Origin of the sequence: Microbacterium oleivorans (genome assembly GCF_023715745.1) — a bacterium.
Taxonomy (GTDB): Bacteria; Actinomycetota; Actinomycetes; order Actinomycetales; family Microbacteriaceae; genus Microbacterium; species Microbacterium oleivorans_D.
Genome location: NZ_JAMBOV010000002.1, coordinates 406,040 through 422,866, shown reverse-complemented (window position 1 = coordinate 422,866; position 16,827 = coordinate 406,040). Strand labels below are relative to the sequence as shown.

The following is a 16,827-nucleotide window of genomic DNA, read 5'->3' as shown; positions in this document are numbered from 1 at the left end:
CAATAGACTCCGATCGAACCTGTTACCGGTCCCAGCCCTCTCCAGGGCGCGGCACCGCGACACCGCCCGATCGATGAGGATGGCACCGCAGCATGACGAGCCCCGCTTGGCCGCGACTGGAGGGCATCGCCTACGGCGGTGACTACAACCCGGAGCAGTGGCCGCGCGAGGTCTGGGACGAGGACGTGCGTCTGATGCGCGAGGCGGGGGTGAACCTCGTCAGCATCGGGATCTTCTCGTGGGGCCTCCTCGAGGTCCGTGAGGGCGAGTTCGACTTCGGCTGGCTCGACGACGTCATCGCCCTGCTCCACGCGAACGGCATCGCCGTCGACCTCGGCACGCCCACGGCCTCTCCCCCGGCCTGGTTCTTCGCGCAGTATCCCGACGCCCGCGCCGTGACCAAGGACGGCGTATCGATGGGCTTCGGCGCTCGCGGCATGGTGTCGCACTCGGCGCCCGAGTACCGCGCCGCGATCGCCCGCATCGCCAGCGCCCTCGCCGAGCGGTACGGCGACCACCCCGCCGTCGTCCTGTGGCACATCCACAACGAGTACGGCGTCCCCGTGGGCGAGGACTTCTCGCCTCACGCGGTCCGCGCCTGGAGGCGCTGGCTCGAGGAGAAGTACGGCTCGATCGCGGGCCTCAACGCCGCCTGGGGAACGGCTTTCTGGGGACAGCACTACGAGGAGTGGGACCACGTCGGGGCCCCCGCCGCGGCCCCCTCGACGATCAACCCGGCGCAGAAGCTCGACTGGGCGCGGTTCACCGACGCCATGCTCCGCGAGTGCTTCCGCATCGAGAAGGCCGCGATCCGCGCGCACGCGTCCCAGCCCATCACGACGAACTTCATGGCGAACCAGCACCACGGCGTCGACCTCTGGGCCTGGGCCGACGAGGTCGACGTGGTCTCGGACGACCACTACCTGTGGGCGGCCGACGAGGAGGGCGAGATCGGACTCGCGATCGCCGCGGACCTCTCGCGGTCGGTCGGGGGCGGGAAGCCCTGGATCCTCATGGAGCACTCGACCTCGGCCGTCAACTGGCAGCCGCGGAACGTCGCGAAGCGCCCCGGCGAGATGGCGCGCAACTCCCTCAGCCACTTCGGACGCGGGGCCGACGGCATCCTCTTCTTCCAGTGGCGGGCGGGACGGTCGGGCGCGGAGAAGTTCCACTCCGCGATGCTCCCCCACGCGGGCACCGCATCGCGCGTCTTCCGCGAGGTCGTCGACCTCGGCGCGAAGCTCGGCCGGCTCTCCGAGGTGCAGGGATCACGCGTCGAGGCCGAGGTCGCGGTCCTGTGGGACTTCGAGTCCTTCTGGGCGCAGGACCTCGAGTGGCGCCCCTCCGAGGACGTCAGCCACGACGAGCGCATCCGCGCCTTCTACGAGCGACTCTGGCGCGACGACATCACGGTCGACTTCGCCCTCCCCGGCCACGACCTCTCGCCCTACCGCCTCGTCGTGGTCCCGTCGCAGTACCTGCTGTCCGCAGCGGATGCCGCGAACCTCACGGCCTACGTCGCGCGCGGCGGCACGCTCGTCGTGTCCTTCTTCTCGGCGGTCGTCGACGAGAACGACGCCGTCCACCCCGGTGGGTACGGCGCGCCGCTGCAGGACGCGCTCGGAGTCCGCGTCGAGGAGCACCTGCCCTTGCGCCAGGGGGACGTTGCGGGGATCGCACTCGGCGACGAGCGCTTCGCCGCCGACGTCTGGCAGGAGGACCTCGTGGTGACGGGCGCCGATGTGCGCGCCGTGTACAGCGACGGTCCCGCCGAGGGGCGGCCCGCCGTCACGCGGAACGTGCACGGCGAAGGTGTCGGCTGGTACATCAGCACGCGACCGGATGCCGAGGGCCTGCGCGCGATCATGCGCGAGGTCTACGCGGACGCCGGCATCGACCTGCCGCCGACGCCCGACGGCGTCGAGACGATCCTCCGGCGCGGTGACGCGGCGGACTACCTCGTGGCGATCAACCACGGCACCGACGAGGTGTCGCTCACGACCTCCGGCACGGATCTGCTCACGCAGGCCGATGTCCGGGACACGCTGGTGCTCCCCGGGGGCGACGTCGCCGTCGTCCGCGTGGCGCACACAGCTCCACGGGGCGATCGATGACCGATCGCCCCACGACGGGACACCGTCGACCGCACTGAGAGAGAAGCCGTCGTGGCCACCCGGCCACGACGATCACACCCCGGTCGTGACGGCGCGACCTCGCCAGAGGCCGCCCGACCGACCACATCCGGAAGGAAGATCCATGCGCAAGATGGGTATCGGCCTCGCCGCACTGGCGGCGGGCTCCCTCCTGCTCGCCGGCTGCGCGAGCGGCACCGGCACGACCCCCGCCCCGGCGGAGTCCGAGGCTCCGATCGATGCCAGCGGCGTCACCCTCACCGTCTGGACCGACGAGAACCGCAAGCCGGCGATCGAGGCGGCCGCGAAGACGTTCGAGGACGAGACCGGCGCGAAGATCGAGCTCGTCCAGAAGAACTTCGAGGACATCCGCAACGACTTCACCAACCAGGTGCCCACCGGCGAGGGCCCGGACATCACGATCGGCGCGCACGACTGGCTCGGCAGCCTCGTCCAGGCCGGTGTCGTCTCGACGGTCGACCTGGGCGAGTCGGCATCCGACTTCGAGAAGGTGGCCACCGACGCGTTCACCTACGACGGTCAGACCTACGCGCTGCCGTACTCGCTCGAGACGATCGCGCTCATCCAGAACACGGATCTCGTCGGCGAGGACGCACCGGCGACGTTCGACGACATGATCGCCGCGGGCACCGAGTCCGGCGCGGAGCGGCCGTTCGTCATCAACACGGCGGGCCAGACCGGTGACGCCTACACGATGTACGGCCTGCAGACGTCCTTCGGTGCGCCGGTCTTCGTCCAGGACGACTCCGGCTCGTACACGAGCGAGGTCGGCATGGGCGGCGACGCCGGCACTGCGTTCGCGACCTGGCTCGGCGAGCACGGCGAGAAGGGCTCGGGCGAGATCTCGACCACGATCGACTACGACACCAACAACGAGCTCTTCGCCTCCGGCAAGGCCGCGTACACGATCCAGGGCCCCTGGGCCGTCGAGACGCTCACGGCGCAGGGCGCGAACATCAAGGTCAACCCGATCCCGTCCGCCGGCGGCGAGACGGCTTCGCCGTTCGTGGGCGTGCAGGGCTTCTACATCTCCTCGGAGAGCAAGAACGCGCTCGTCGCGCAGGAGTTCCTGACGAAGTACCTCGCCACCTACGACGCGCAGAAGGCTCTGTACGAGGCCGACCCGCGCATCCCGGCGTGGTCCGAGCTCGCGGAGGAGGTCTCCTCCGACCCCGTGATCGCCGGCTTCGTCGCGTCGTCGCAGAACGGTGTGCCGATGCCGAACATCCCGCAGATGGGCTCGGTCTGGGACCTCTGGAACGCCGCCCAGGTGCAGATCATCAAGGGCGCCGACCCGGCGGGGACGTGGACCAAGATGGTCTCCGACCTCGAGGCGACGATCGGCTGACAGTCGTCCGGGGGCGGGGCGCATCGCCCCCGCCCCCGGGCACCATTTTCCTCGAGAGGGAGACGACATGACGGCTCTGCAGAGCCCCACCCTGCCGGAAGAGGCGCCCGCGCCGGCCGAGTCGCACGCCAGACGCTGGTCCGGGCCCGGCTGGGGGTTCCTGGTCAAGCTGGTCCTCATGGGCCTCGTGAACGCGGTCGGACTGCTCGGCATCGTCGCCGCATTCCAGGCGGAGTCCTGGATCGTCTTCGGCGTCGCCGTCGCGCTGCTGCTCGCCGCCGACGTCGTGTACTTCACGAAGCGCGCGCTGCCCCTGAAGTACCTGCTCCCGGGACTGTCGTTCCTCCTGGTCTTCCAGGTCTTCATCTTCCTGTACACCGGCTACATCGCCTTCACGAACTACGGCGCGGGCCACATCGGCTCGCAGGAGCAGGCCGTCGCCGCCTCGCTCGCGCAGGGCGAGCGCCGTGTCGAAGGCGCTCCGACCCTTCCTCTCACCGTCGTCGAGCGCGGCGGCGAGCTCGGCTTCGCCGTCGTCGAGGACGGCCAGGTCCTGGCGGGATCCGCCGACGAGCCGCTGAGCGCCGTCGGCCCCGCCCCGGCATCCGGCGCTGCCACCCAGGTGCCGGGCTGGAACGTCGTCCCGCGCAACCAGATCATCGGCGACCAGGCGACGCAGCAGGCGGTCATCGACCTGCGCGTGCCGGTGTCCGACGACCCCAACGAGGGATCGATCCGCACGCGCGACGGGTCGAGCGGCGCGGTCTACCTGTCGACGATGACGTGGGATGCCGAGACGCAGACCATCACCGACAGCGCGACGGGCCTCGTCTACCACGCGACCCCCACCGGCAACTTCGTCGCCGACGACGGAACCGCCCTCCCGACCGGCTGGGTCGTCAACGTCGGCTTCGCGAACTTCGTCGAACTGTTCACGAACCCGGCGATCCTCGAACCCCTCGGTCTCGTGACGGGCTGGACCTTCGCGTGGGCCGTCCTCTCGGTCCTCATCCCCTTCGCGATAGGTCTCGTATTCGCCCTGATCTTCAACGATCCCCGCGTGCGGGGACGCAAGGTCCTGCGGACGCTGTTCATCCTCCCCTACGCGTTCCCGGCCTTCATGTCGGCACTGCTGTTCCGCGGCATGTTCAACGCGGAGTTCGGTGTCATCAACGAGTTCTTCTTCGGCGGCGCGAACATCGACTGGCTCGGCGACCCGTGGCTCGCCCGAGGGGCCGTCCTCTTCGTGAACGTCTGGCTGACCTACCCGTACTACTTCCTCGTCTGCACGGGCGCCCTGCAGGCACTTCCGCAGGATGCGCTGGAAGCGGCCTCGATCGACGGGGCGGGCCGGTTCCGTCAGCTGCGCGCGATCATCCTGCCGCTCGTGCTCGTCTCGACGGCGCCGCTGCTGATCTCGTCCTTCGCGTTCAGCTTCAACAACTTCACGATCATCTACATGTTCAACAACGGCGGGCCGGCGATCCCCGGCGCGCCGTACGCGCTCGGGTACACCGACATCCTCATCTCCGCGATCTACGACATCTCGGGTGTCTCCGGCGGCGCGGCCGACTACGGCCTCGCGAGCGCCCTGTCGATCCTCGTGTTCCTCGTCGTCGGCGTCGTGTCGGCGATCGCCTTCCGTCAGACCAAGAAGCTCGAGGAGTACCAGTGATGTCCGCTCCCTCCCCCGCCGCCGCGAACACCGCGACGATCACGACCGGATCCGCCCGCCCCGCTCGTCCGGCGACGCTGCGCCCCGCGCAGCGCAAGCGCTGGGTGCTGGAGGTCGGCTGGAAGTACCTCGTCGCCGCCGGCATCCTCTTCTACGCGATGTTCCCGCTCGTCTACGTGTTGTCGGCGTCGTTCAATCCGAACGGGACCCTGTCGGCGGCGAATGCCCTCTTCTCCGTCGTCGACATCGGCAACTACACCGCCCTCGGCGGCACGAGCTACTGGGCCTGGTACGGCAACACCCTGCTGGTCGGCGGCGCATCGGCCGCGGGAGCCGTCCTCATGGGGGCGGCGGCCGCCTACGCGTTCTCGCGGTTCCGTTTCGCGGGTCGACGCGTGAGCCTCACGGCGCTGCTCATCGTGCAGATGTTCCCGCAGGCGCTCGCCTTCGTCGCGATCTTCCTCATGCTGCTCACCCTCGGCGAGGTGTTCCCGGCGCTCGGGCTGAACTCCAAGATCGCGCTCATCTGCGTCTACCTCGGCGGTGCGCTCGGGGTGAACACCTTCCTCATGTACGGGTTCTTCAACACGATCCCGATGGAGATCGACGAGTCGGCGAAGATCGACGGCGCGACCCACGCGCAGATCTTCTGGCGCCTCATCATGCCGCTCGTGACGCCGATCCTCGCCGTCGTCGGGCTGCTCGCGTTCATCGCGGCCTTCGGCGACTACATCATCGCCAAGATCGTGCTCGTCTCGGAGGACAACTGGACGCTCGCGGTCGGGATGTTCCAGTGGGTGTCGAACCAGCTCGCGAGCAACTGGGGGCTCTTCGCCGCGGGGGCGATCCTCGCCTCGGTGCCGGTGCTGGCGCTGTTCCTGTCGCTGCAGCGCTACATCGTGGGAGGTCTGACCGCGGGCTCCGTCAAGGGCTGAGCGGCTTCTTCGCCGCGACCGCGGCACGGTAGAGGTCTCGCGAGGGGAGTCCGGTCTCCCGCGAGACCTCGCCGGCGGCATCCTTCAACCGCATCCCCGACGCGACGAGCGCCTGCACCTGCGCGAGCGCGTCATCCTCGCTCACCGCTCGGACGCTCGCGCCCTCGACGACGACGACGATCTCGCCGCGCACGCCCTGCCGAGCCCACTCCGCGAGCTCCCCCAGCGGAGCGCGCACGACCTCCTCGTGGAGCTTCGTCAGCTCGCGGCAGACCGCCGCGCGACGCCCGGACCCGAAAGCCTGTTCCATCGCCGTGAGGGTGTCGGCCAGGCGAGACGGCGCCTCGAAGAAGACCATCGTGCGCGCCTCGGACGCGAGCGCGCCGAACACCGCCCGGCGCTCCCCCGCTTTGCGCGGCGCGAATCCCTCGAAGGTGAACCGGTCGGTCGGCAGCCCCGCCAGGGCCAGCGCCGTGATGACCGCGCTCGGACCGGGCAGCGCCGTGACGTCGACGCCCTGCTCCACGGCGGCGGCGACGACCGCGTAGCCGGGGTCGCTGACCGTCGGCATCCCCGCGTCGCTGAGCAGCAGCACGTCCTCGCTCGCGGCGAGCGCGACGAGCTCCGCGGCGCGCTGCTTCTCGTTGTGGTCGTGCAGGGCGATCAGACGCGGCCGATTGTCGATCCCGAGTGCTTGCAGCAGCCGCTGCGTGGTGCGGGTGTCCTCGGCGGCGACGACGGTCGCCTGCTCGAGTGCGGTGCGCAGCCGCCCGGTCGCGTCACCCAGATTTCCGATCGGGGTCGCGGCGAGGATCAGCACCGCCCCAGCATAGGCTGGTCGCCGTGAGCTCGACCGCGGAACCGCTGCTGCCCGCGGTTCCCGCGCGGCAGCCCCTGAGCGCCCGTCTCGACACCGCGCGGCGGCGCCTCGCCGTCGACGCGGTGCTCGGTCGCCGTCTCGCCTGGATCGCGCCGCTGGCGATCACACTGCTCGCCGGCATCCTGCGGTTCTGGAACCTCGGGCACCCCCACGCCATCGTCTTCGACGAGACGTACTACGTGAAGGATGCCTGGAGTCAGTGGAACCTGGGCTACGCGTCCACCTGGCCCGAGGATGCCGACGGCCGGTTCACCGACGGCGAGACGGACATCTACACCGACGCGCCGAGCTTCGTCGTGCATCCACCCCTCGGCAAGCTCCTCATCGGGGCGGGAATGGCCCTGTTCGGCCCGACCTCCTCGTTCGGATGGCGCGTCGCCGTCGCCCTGGCGGGGACGCTGGCGGTCCTCGTCCTCTATCTGATCGCGTGGCAGCTGACCCGATCGGTGCTCTTCAGCTCGGTCGCCGCAGGTCTGATGGCGATCGACGGTCTCGCCATCGTGATGAGCCGGGTGGCGATCCTCGACGTCCTCCTCACGTTCTTCGTGCTCCTGTCGGTCTGGTTCTTCCTCATCGACCGCCGTCGTCATCTCGACCGTCTGGCCGAGGCGATGCTCAGACGGGATGCGGCCGGTCGCGCCGCCTGGTGGGGACCGGTGCTCTGGGGACGCCCGTGGCTGGTGGCCGCGGGGATCGCCGGCGGGGCGGCGTGCGGGGTGAAGTGGTCGGGCGCCTGGGTGCTCGCCGCCCTCGGGCTCTACACGGTGGTGAGCGACGCGCTCGCGCGGCGACGCCTCGGCATCCACTTCTGGCCGGCGGATGCCGTGCGCCAGGGCGTCGCATCCTTCGTGCTCCTCGTGCCGGTGGCGGTCCTTGTCTACATCGCCGCCTGGACCACGTGGCTCACCACCGACGGCGGCTACGAGCGACACTCCGTCGATGCGGACCCCGCGCGCGGATTCTGGTCATGGGTGCCGCTGCCCCTGCAGAACCTGTGGCACTACCACCAGACGATCTACACGGCGACGGCGGAGATCACCTCGTCCCACCCCTACGCGAGCCCCGCCTGGCAATGGCCGCTCCTGCTGCGGCCGACGTCGATGTACGCGAACAGCACGGCCGACGGCGTGGGCGGCTGCGCGAGCGCGCGCGGCTGCATCGAGATCCTCTACTCCATGCCGAACCCGCTGCTCTGGTGGCTCGGTGTCCTCGCCGTGCTGTGGCTCGCCGTCTACGGGGTGCGCACGCGGGACTGGCGCGCCGCCGTCGTCCTCGCGGGCGTCGCCGCAACCTACGTGCCGTGGCTGTTCTACCCGAGCCGGACGATCTTCCAGTTCTACACCGTGCTGATCCTCCCCTTCCTGATCCTCGCGCTGACGTTCGCGCTGCGGGCGATCGCGGGCTCACGGCACGCCGACCCCCACCGTCGAGCGGCCGGGCGCCGCACGGTACTCGTGATCCTCGGAGTGATCCTCGCCGTCTCCGCGTTCTGGTACCCGCTCTGGTCGGCGATCCGGGTGCCGTGGGAGTTCTACTGGCTGCACAACTGGCTGACGGGATGGGTCTGAGGACGACCCGTCAGTAGGCTGGGGGCGTGTTCCGCTATCCCACCCCGACGCTCGCCGCCGAGGCCGGGTACGCCATCGCCGGCGACCGCTTCGCGATCCTGCTCGGCTCCGGCGTGGGTGAGGGCGTGATCGCCCGGTTGTGGAACGCCGCCGCGGCCGAGACCGCCGTGCTCGAGGACGTGCTGAGCGTCCTCGTCGCCGGCGGGATCCATGACCTCCCCGACTTCGCCGTGGCCGAATTCCCCGACGACGGATCCGATGCCGTGCGCGTCGCCGTGCGCGGCCGTGCGGTCGTCGAGACCTCCGACCGCACGCGGGTCTCCGGCGCCGATGCGCGGACGTGGATCGAGACGGCGCTGGCGGGCGCCGTCGGCATCCGTCTGGCCCTCGGAGCAGAACCCGCCGGCGGCGACCTCCTGCCCCTCGGGCTCGGCGTGACGCGCGCCGACGAACTGTCGTGGGGACGTCCCTTCCCCGCCGGGCGCGAGCCCTCGGCGGACGTCACGCCGGCCGCCGAGGGCGATGCGCCCCCGGGGACCGCGGCGCCCGTGACCGTCGCGATCCCGACGGTGACGCCGCCCGTGTCGCCTCCCGCGCCCGCCCCGGTCCGCGGCGAGGAGATCGACGTCCTGCAGACCATCTCGGTCGACCGCAGTCTGTTCGCGCGTCCGTTCGGGGACGACGAGGAGCTCGAGCTCCCCGATTTCCTCCGCGAGGACGCCGCAGCGACGGAGGCACCCGACGACCGGACGCTGTACGCCTCGCGGCGCGGATCCGCCCCGACGGGCTACGCCCTGCGCCTGCCCGGTGGCCGCACGGTGCCGCTCGACCGCCCCGTCGTCCTCGGCCGCAGCCCGCGGCCCGCGCGCCACCCGGGGGCCCGCATCGAGCCGGTACCGTCGCCGCGCAAGGAGATCTCGGGGACGCACCTCGAGGCCGTCCTCGACGGCGACACCCTGGTGGTGCGAGACCTCGACTCGACGAACGGCACGATCGTGCGTCCGCCGACCGGCGCAGCGGCGCTCCTGCGCGGCGGTGCGGCCTCACGCGTGCCCCTCGGAACCGAACTCGACCTGGGTGACGGTGTGACCGCCGTGTTCGACACCGCCGGGCCGCTGACGGCGGGATGACGGGCCGCGTGTCCAGCAGACTCCCCTCGACACCGCCCGGGATCTCGGGCTTCACCTACGTCCGACCGTTGGGCGCCGGCGGATTCGCGGACGTCTTCCTGTTCGAGCAGAACCTGCCGCGACGGCCCGTCGCGGTGAAGGTCCTGCTGGAGGACGTCGTCGATGAGAACGTGCTGCGGATGTTCAACGCTGAGGCCGACGTCATGGCGCGTCTGAGCGCGCACCCCTCGATCCTCACGATCCACGAGGCGTCCGTCTCGGCCGACGGCAGACCGTACCTCGTCATGGAGTACTGCCCGACCTCGCTGACCCACCGGTACCGTCGCGAGGAGATCCCGGTGTCCGAGGTCCTGCAGCTCGGAGTCAAGATCGGCTCAGCGCTCGAGACCGCGCATCGCGCCGGTCTGCTCCACCGGGACATCAAACCCTCGAACATCCTGGTGACGGCATTCGGGTCGCCCGTGCTGTCCGACTTCGGCATCGCCGCCGCCGTCGACGGCAGGCCCGAGGCCGAGGAGGTCTTCGCCATGTCGGTGCCGTGGTCGGCGCCCGAGATCGTCGACGAGCGGGTCTCGGGGTCCATCGCGGCCGAGGTGTGGAGCCTGGGCGCCACGGTCTACTCCCTGCTGGCGGGACGCAGCCCGTTCGAGCGTCCCGGACGCGGACAGAACACGCGCGACCAGTTGAAGGCGCGCATCCGGAAGGCGGTCTACACCCCCGTCGGTCGCGCGGACGTGCCGCCGGAACTCGACGCCGTGCTGGCGCGCGCGCTCAGCCGCGACCCTGCCGCGCGCCACCCCTCAGCCGCCGCTCTCGCGCACGACCTGCAGCTCGTCCAGCACCGCATGGGACTGCCGCACACCCCGCTGGAGGTGGCCGTCGACGAGTGGGCCTCGGCGGGAGCCCACGTGGACTTCGGCGACGACCGCCCGCGCGGGCCCGTCCGCTCCTCCGTCACCCGCGCCACGGCGCGCCCGGAACGCCGGCGTCGGACGCCGCCGCGGCGGCCCGACGAGGGCACGGTGCTGGCGGGTGCCGAGCCGGCCGAGCGGATGCGGCGGGGCACCGTGATCGCGATGGTCGTCGGCGGCGTCGTGCTCGCCGGTGCGGGCGCCGCGACGACGTTCTTCCTCCTCGGCGGAGCCGGCTGAATGGCGCGCCCGCCCGACGACCGCCCTCCCGTCCGCCGTTCGACCTGGATCGGCGCCGGTGCCGTCGCCGCGATCGTCGCGGTGGTCGGGACGCTCGCCGTCGTCTGGCCGGGCTACGACGCGCAGCAGACGCCCGTCGAGGACCCGACCGTCTGGGCGCTTCAGACCGGAGCCGGCAGCGGCTACGCCCGCGTGAACCTCGATCTCCGCGAGGTCGACACGGTCAAGCAGGTGGTCAATGCGACACAGGTCGCCCAGACCGCCGACCGTCTGTTCGTGTTCAGCGAGGGCGGGTCGACCTTCTCCGACGTCGACCTCGCCCAGCCCGCCGACCTCACCGGGGACGACGAGGACGCCTCGTCGCCGACTCCGGCCGGCACCATCGAGATCGTCTCCGCCGGCGACGCGATCGTCTACCGCACCGAAGGCGGCGGGGTCTTCGGTGCGACACTGTCCGGCGACGGGGCGGCATCGCCGATCGACCCGTATGCCGAGGTCGAACGGGAGCCCGGCGAACAGGCTCCGAGCTTCGCGGCATCCGCCGTCGCGGTCGACGCCGACGGTGTCGCGTACGCCTATTCGGCGGCTGAGAGCGTCATCGTGCGCGCCGACGCGGCGACCGGCCGCATCCTCGCCCAGGACCCGACGCCCATCTCACCCGTCGACGCGCAGCTGAGCGCCGTCGGCGGCCGCTGGGTGCTCTACGACGTCGCGACCGGCGACGTCGCCGTCGAGGATCGGGACGACGTCGTCGCGTCGGAACCGGTCAGCGGTGCCGTCCTCCAGCGGGCCGCGACGGGCGGGACCGGCGTCGTGATCGCCGACCCCGGCGGCATCACGCGGATCCCGCTCGATGCGGGAGATGCAGAGCGGGTCCTCGACTCCCCCGGTCTCGGGACGCCCGCCGTCCCCGTGGCGTCGGGCGGAACCGTCCACGCAGCGTGGCTCGGCGACGGTGCGGGAGCGGGCACGCTCTGGTCGAGCAGCCGGCCGTCCGAGACGACGTCGTTGGACTATGCGGGCGCCGACATCGGCGACGCGGTCGATCCCGTGTTCATCGGCAACGGCTCGCGGATGGCGCTGAACGATCGTGCGTCGGGCTGGGTGTGGCGCGTCCCCGACGGTGCGCTCATCCCGTCGTCGCAGCAGTGGCGGGTCGAGGACACGAGCGAGGCCGCGCCGCAGAACGACGATCCGGTCGAGCGCGTCCTCGACCCGAAGCCACCCGTCGCCGTCGACGACGACTTCGGTGTGCGGGCGGGATCGGTCGCCCTCCTCCCCGTGCTCCTGAACGACCACGACCCCAACGAGGACGTCCTGAGCATCGACGTCGGCGGGATCGAGGGCGTCGACAGCGCGTTCGGCACCGCCTCGGTCACGAGCGCGGAGCAGCAGATCTCCTTCAGCGTCGCCCCGGAGGCGACTGGGACGACGACCTTCCGCTATCGCATCACCGACGGCACGTCCACCGGCGGACGACTCTCCGAGTACGCGACCGTGACCCTGCGCGTCGTGCCCGAGGAGGACAACGCGGCGCCGGTCTGGTGCGGAGTCGATGGATGCCTCGCCACGTGGCCCGCGCTGTCCGTCGCCCCCGGCGGCACCGTCTCGGCCGACCTGCTGCGCGGCTGGGTCGACCCCGACGGCGACCCCGTGTACCTCGCCGGGATCGACGGGGCGCCCTCGGTCGGCACCGCGACCACCTCGCCGGAGGGCGAGTTCACGTACCGGCACCCGGATCCGAACGCGACGGAGGCTGCGAGCATCCCGGTCTCGGTCGTCGTCTCCGACGCGCGCGGCGCGACAGCGGCCCAGGCGGTCACGGTACGGGTCACCCCCTCACCCGATCTCCACGCCGAGTCCTTCGCGGCGACAGGGGTCGTCGGCGAGCCGCTCGACATCGACCTGGCCCCTCACGTCACCGGCGCGGCCGGCGCACTCACCATCGGCTCCCTCGTCGCCCTCGACACGGAGCGGACGACGGTCACGCCGAACCCCGCGACGCTGCGCATGACCTTCGACGCCCGGGAGGCCGGCTCGTACGTCGTGCAGTACTCCGTGCGCGACGGGGTCGGTGAGGCATCCGCCATCGCCCGCATCACGGTCCGCGATCCCGCCGACGCGGTCGTGACCACACCCCCTCTGACCGCCTTCGTGCGCCCGGGTGAGGACACGACGATCGACGTCGCCTCGGCGGCCTCGAACCCGGCCGGTGTCGTCCTGCTGCTCAAGGACATCCGACCCGACAGCGATCCGACGGCCTCTCTCGCCGTCGACCTCGTCGGGCAGAGCCTCCTCCGTGTCAGCGGGACCACCGACGACGGCGAACCGGGCCGTCTCGGTGTCGTGCGCTACCGGCTCACCGACGGCCGCGAGGGCTCGGCACCCCTCGCGGAGGGCGAGGTCACCGTCATCCTGCTGCCGACCGGATCGGCGGAGCGGCCGATCGCCGTCGACGACACGGTCACCGTACGCGGCGGGACGCAGGTCGACATCCCCGTCCTCGACAACGACCACGCACCCGCGGGCGCCCTCATCGCGATCGACCCGTCGTCGATCGTGAACGAGACCGGCGGCGGTCTCGCCTTCGCCTCGGGGCGGATGCTGCGGTATCTGGCGCCGCGCGAGGCGGGCACGTACGCCCTGACGTACACGGTCTACCGGCTCGGATTCCCCGACATCGTCGACACCGCCCGCGTCACGGTCACCGTCACCGGGGGCGACGAGAACCGCGATCCGGTCCCCCGCGCGCTCGTCGGTCGCGTGGTCGCGGGCCAGTCGGTCACGATCGGCTTCGACAGATACGGCGTCGATCCCGACGGCGACGACGTCTCCCTCGACGCCATCACCACCCAGCCCGCCGACGGGTCGGCGACGATCTCCGCGGACGGTCAGTCGATCGTCTACACGAGCCGCGAGGGTGCGACCGGCCAAGTGCGGTTCGAATACCGGGTGAAGGATGCCCGGGGTCGCACGGGCACCGCCGAGGTGCGCGTCGGGGTGATCGCCCGACAGAGCGACCCGAGCCCCGTCACCTTCAGCGACTACGTCCAGGTGCAGGCGGGCATGGACAGCACGGTCGTGGTGCGGCCCACCGACAACGACGTCGATCCGTTCGACAGCCCCCTCGAACTCACCGGCGTCACACCGAACGCTCCGGAGGACGGTCCCGAATACGCGGCACTGGCCGACCGCATCACCGTGGCCGACGACGGCGCGGTCACCGTCGTCGCCGGCACCGCGCTCGGGACCTTCTCCTACACGTACGAGGTCTCCAACGCGGACGGCGACACCGCGATCGGGCTCCTCGTGGTGAAGGTCGTGCGCGATCCCGTCCCCGATCATCCCGTCATCGCCGACACGGTGCTCTCGATCGAGGACCGGGACGGGTTCACGGGCGGAGTGGACGTCCTCAGCGGCCGCGTGTCGTGGACCGCAGGCGATCCGGCCGGCCTGAGCCTGCGCCTGTGGGGCGACCCGAGCGACCTCCGCGTGTCGGGCTGGCGGATCTCGGGTCCGCTCCCCGAGCGCACGCGGCTCATCCCCTTCGCCGTGAGCGGGACGGCCTACGACGGCACCGACGTGACGACCTACGGGTTCCTGCGCGTCCCGGGCACCGACGACGTGCGCGTCGCCCTCCGCGCGGGCCTCGACCCGCTCCGCGTGCGCGAGGGTGAGAGCGTCGATGCGGACGTCGCGGATCTCGTCGCCCTGCCGGACGACGCCGTCCTGGTCGTGGACCGCGACGGCGCCAAGGCCGGCGGTGCCCGCGCCGATGCGTCATGCCGCGTCGTGTCGGGCACTGTGGTGCGCTACACCGCCGGGCGCGGCGCCCCGTGGTCGGACTCCTGCATCGTCGCCGCACGGGTCGCCGGGCAGCAGCAGCCGACCTACCTGACGCTCCCCGTCGAGGTCGAGGCGGAGATCCCGCAGCCGTCGTTGCGCAGCGCCTCGCTCGGCGTCCGTCCCGGGCAGACGCAGACCTACGACCTGACGCGGATGGTGCGCTGGGCCGGTGTCGCCGACGAGGACGCACTCGTCTTCGACGTCGACTACTCCGGTGACCAGTTCGAGGTTGCCGCGGACGGTGCCCTCGTCGCGGTGACGGCTCTCGACGAGGCGCGTCCCGGCCGCGAGGAGCAGGTGAGGATCTCCCTCCCGAGCCACCCCGATGCGAGTCCCGCGGGGCTCGTCCTCACCGTCGGGCCGTCGCCGTCCGCCCTCCCGCGCGGAGGGTCGGCGGTGCAGACCTGCTCGCAATCCGACGGCAGCTCCTCCTGCACGATCGAGGTGATCGGCGCCGACGGCGAGGTCAACCCACTGCCCGGCACCCCGCTCCGGGTCGTAGCCGCTGCGAGCTCGGGCACCTGTGCGGGGGTCAGCTTCGCGCCGGCGGGCGATCGCGCGGTGCGCGCCAGTTGGCGGTCGGATGCCGAGGGTGCCGCGCGCTGCGCGGGGACGTTCGTCGTCGAGGACGCCCAGGGCCGCCAGTCCAGTGGCGACCGCAACGGCTCGGTGATCCTCGACCTGCGAGGGCTGCCCGCCGACCCGACGCGGCTGGAGTGGACGGCCTACACGGATGACTCGGTGTCGCTCCGGGTCACATCGGACACCGCCTCCTACCCCGCTGTCGAGGGCTACCGCATCACGCTGAACGGGCGCGAGGTCGCCTCGTGCCCCGCGTCGGGCAGATGCGAACCGATCTCCGCCCCCGTCGGCGAGCAGCGCGTGTACGAGGCGCGTGCGGTGAACGGGGTCGGCGCCTCCCGTGGCACCGCCCGCACCGAGGCGTGGGCCTACCGGCCACCCTCCCGACCGACGGGCGCGAGCTTCGAGCCGGTGCCGAACGGGCGCGACGGCGGACGTGCCACAGTCACGGTGACCGGTCTCGACGACACGACCGGCAGCGTCCGCCTCGCCGGAGGGGTCGCGGGCAGCGCGACGCAATCGGTGCGGAACGGCGTGGCTGTCTTCACCGGCTATCTCGTCGGCGCCAACGATGCGAAGAGCCTCACGGCGACACCGCTCACGGAGTTCGAGCTGCCGCGGGTCGCAGGCGGCTCGAGCGAGGGGCGCTCGCTCGAGCTGCAGGCCCACGGCGTGGGTGCGCCGAACGTGTCGCTGTCGCAGTCGACGACCTCCGACTCCATGACCGTCTCGGTACAGGTCACGGCGGAGAGCGAAGGCACCGAGCCGCTGTTCGGGTACAGCGAGCAGTCCGCGGCGCAGTGCACGCCCGACACCCGCGAGTCCCGCCGGACGTTCGCCGCCGAGGCCTTCCGCTCGAAGACCGTCTACGTCTGCGTCACGAGCACCTATCAGGGACGAGACGGCTTCGGCGTCACGGCCGGCGAGATCACCGCCCGTCCCACGGGGAGCGTCAGCGCGCCGGCTCAACTCACGTACACCGTGTCCGCCGCACCGACCGGGGACCAGGGATCCGGGTTCACCTACGCGGCGAGCGCGCACAGCGATCCGGGACGACCGCCCTTCGACGACGCGCGGCTGCGATACCTCCGGAACGGCCAGGTGGTCGACGCCTTCGCCCCCCGTGTCAACGAGCCGGACGATCAGTGGAGCGCCCAGTGGTGCGACACCTTCGTGGGCATCGAGGTCGAGTGCTCCGATCCGACCCCGATCGTCCCCGCCCGCGGGAGCGCCGACTGGCCCGTGTTCGTCTCGACGAACGACCTGCCGTCGTGCCGCTCCGACGAGGCGGCTCCCGACTGGTTCCCGAGTGGGATCGGCGCCGATGTGGCATCCGTCCGCAAGGATGTCACCGAGGGTGCATCCGGAGTGCAGCGAGTGGAGTACACGATCGGATGGACCGGCGCGCTCCGCGAACTCGATCCGGTGACCGTCGGCGTCGACTGCGAGCAGATCCCGCCGCCGACCGAGCCTCCCCCCGCCCCGGGTCCGGACCCCACAGATGATCCGGACCCGACCGAGACCACGCCGCCCGGCGCGGAGGGACCATGACCCTCCCC

Annotated in this window: 9 protein-coding genes; 8 read left to right on the top strand and 1 reads right to left on the bottom strand. The window is 71.5% G+C overall.

Annotation, left to right across the window (positions count from 1 at the left end; genetic code table 11):
• Positions 1–92 precede the first annotated feature (92 nt).
• The 4 genes from M3190_RS06800 to M3190_RS06785 all read left to right on the top strand — a co-directional run bounded on the left by M3190_RS06800 (position 93) and on the right by M3190_RS06785 (position 6,111).
• The gene (locus M3190_RS06800; protein WP_251579962.1) at positions 93–2,114 is read left to right on the top strand and encodes a beta-galactosidase; all 2,022 of its coding nucleotides are present in this window, start codon (positions 93–95) and stop codon (positions 2,112–2,114) included.
• 142 nt (positions 2,115–2,256) lie between these two features.
• The gene (locus M3190_RS06795) at positions 2,257–3,501 is read left to right on the top strand and encodes a sugar ABC transporter substrate-binding protein (RefSeq protein WP_251579959.1); all 1,245 of its coding nucleotides are present in this window, start codon (positions 2,257–2,259) and stop codon (positions 3,499–3,501) included.
• Positions 3,502–3,568: 67 nt separating this feature from the next.
• Positions 3,569–5,176 carry an ABC transporter permease subunit gene (locus tag M3190_RS06790; protein WP_251579957.1) on the top strand — a complete coding sequence of 536 codons (1,608 nt, stop codon included), beginning with the start codon at positions 3,569–3,571 and terminating at the stop codon, positions 5,174–5,176.
• The gene (locus M3190_RS06785) at positions 5,176–6,111 is read left to right on the top strand and encodes a sugar ABC transporter permease (RefSeq protein WP_251579955.1); all 936 of its coding nucleotides are present in this window, start codon (positions 5,176–5,178) and stop codon (positions 6,109–6,111) included. The genes M3190_RS06790 and M3190_RS06785 overlap by 1 nt, the downstream gene beginning before the upstream one ends.
• On the opposite strand, the gene rsmI is transcribed toward M3190_RS06785, so the two are convergent.
• Positions 6,101–6,931, bottom strand: a complete 831-nt coding sequence (gene rsmI, locus M3190_RS06780; RefSeq protein ID WP_251579953.1) for a 16S rRNA (cytidine(1402)-2'-O)-methyltransferase — start codon at positions 6,929–6,931, stop codon at positions 6,101–6,103. The genes M3190_RS06785 and rsmI overlap by 11 nt on opposite strands.
• A 23-nt stretch (positions 6,932–6,954) precedes the next feature.
• Between rsmI and M3190_RS06775 the strand changes: the two genes are divergently transcribed.
• The 4 genes from M3190_RS06775 to M3190_RS06760 are packed head-to-tail and all read left to right on the top strand — an operon-like array spanning position 6,955 to position 16,819.
• Positions 6,955–8,559 (top strand): dolichyl-phosphate-mannose--protein mannosyltransferase, encoded by a 1,605-nt coding sequence (locus M3190_RS06775; RefSeq protein WP_251579951.1) that lies wholly within the window; start codon positions 6,955–6,957, stop codon positions 8,557–8,559.
• Positions 8,560–8,585: 26 nt separating this feature from the next.
• Positions 8,586–9,689 (top strand): FHA domain-containing protein, encoded by a 1,104-nt coding sequence (locus M3190_RS06770; protein WP_251579943.1) that lies wholly within the window; start codon positions 8,586–8,588, stop codon positions 9,687–9,689.
• Positions 9,686–10,840 carry a serine/threonine-protein kinase gene (locus tag M3190_RS06765; protein ID WP_285875919.1) on the top strand — a complete coding sequence of 385 codons (1,155 nt, stop codon included), beginning with the start codon at positions 9,686–9,688 and terminating at the stop codon, positions 10,838–10,840. The genes M3190_RS06770 and M3190_RS06765 overlap by 4 nt, the downstream gene beginning before the upstream one ends.
• On the top strand, positions 10,841–16,819 hold the full coding sequence (locus M3190_RS06760) for an Ig-like domain-containing protein (protein WP_251579934.1): 5,979 nt from the start codon (positions 10,841–10,843) through the stop codon (positions 16,817–16,819).
• Positions 16,820–16,827 lie beyond the last annotated feature (8 nt).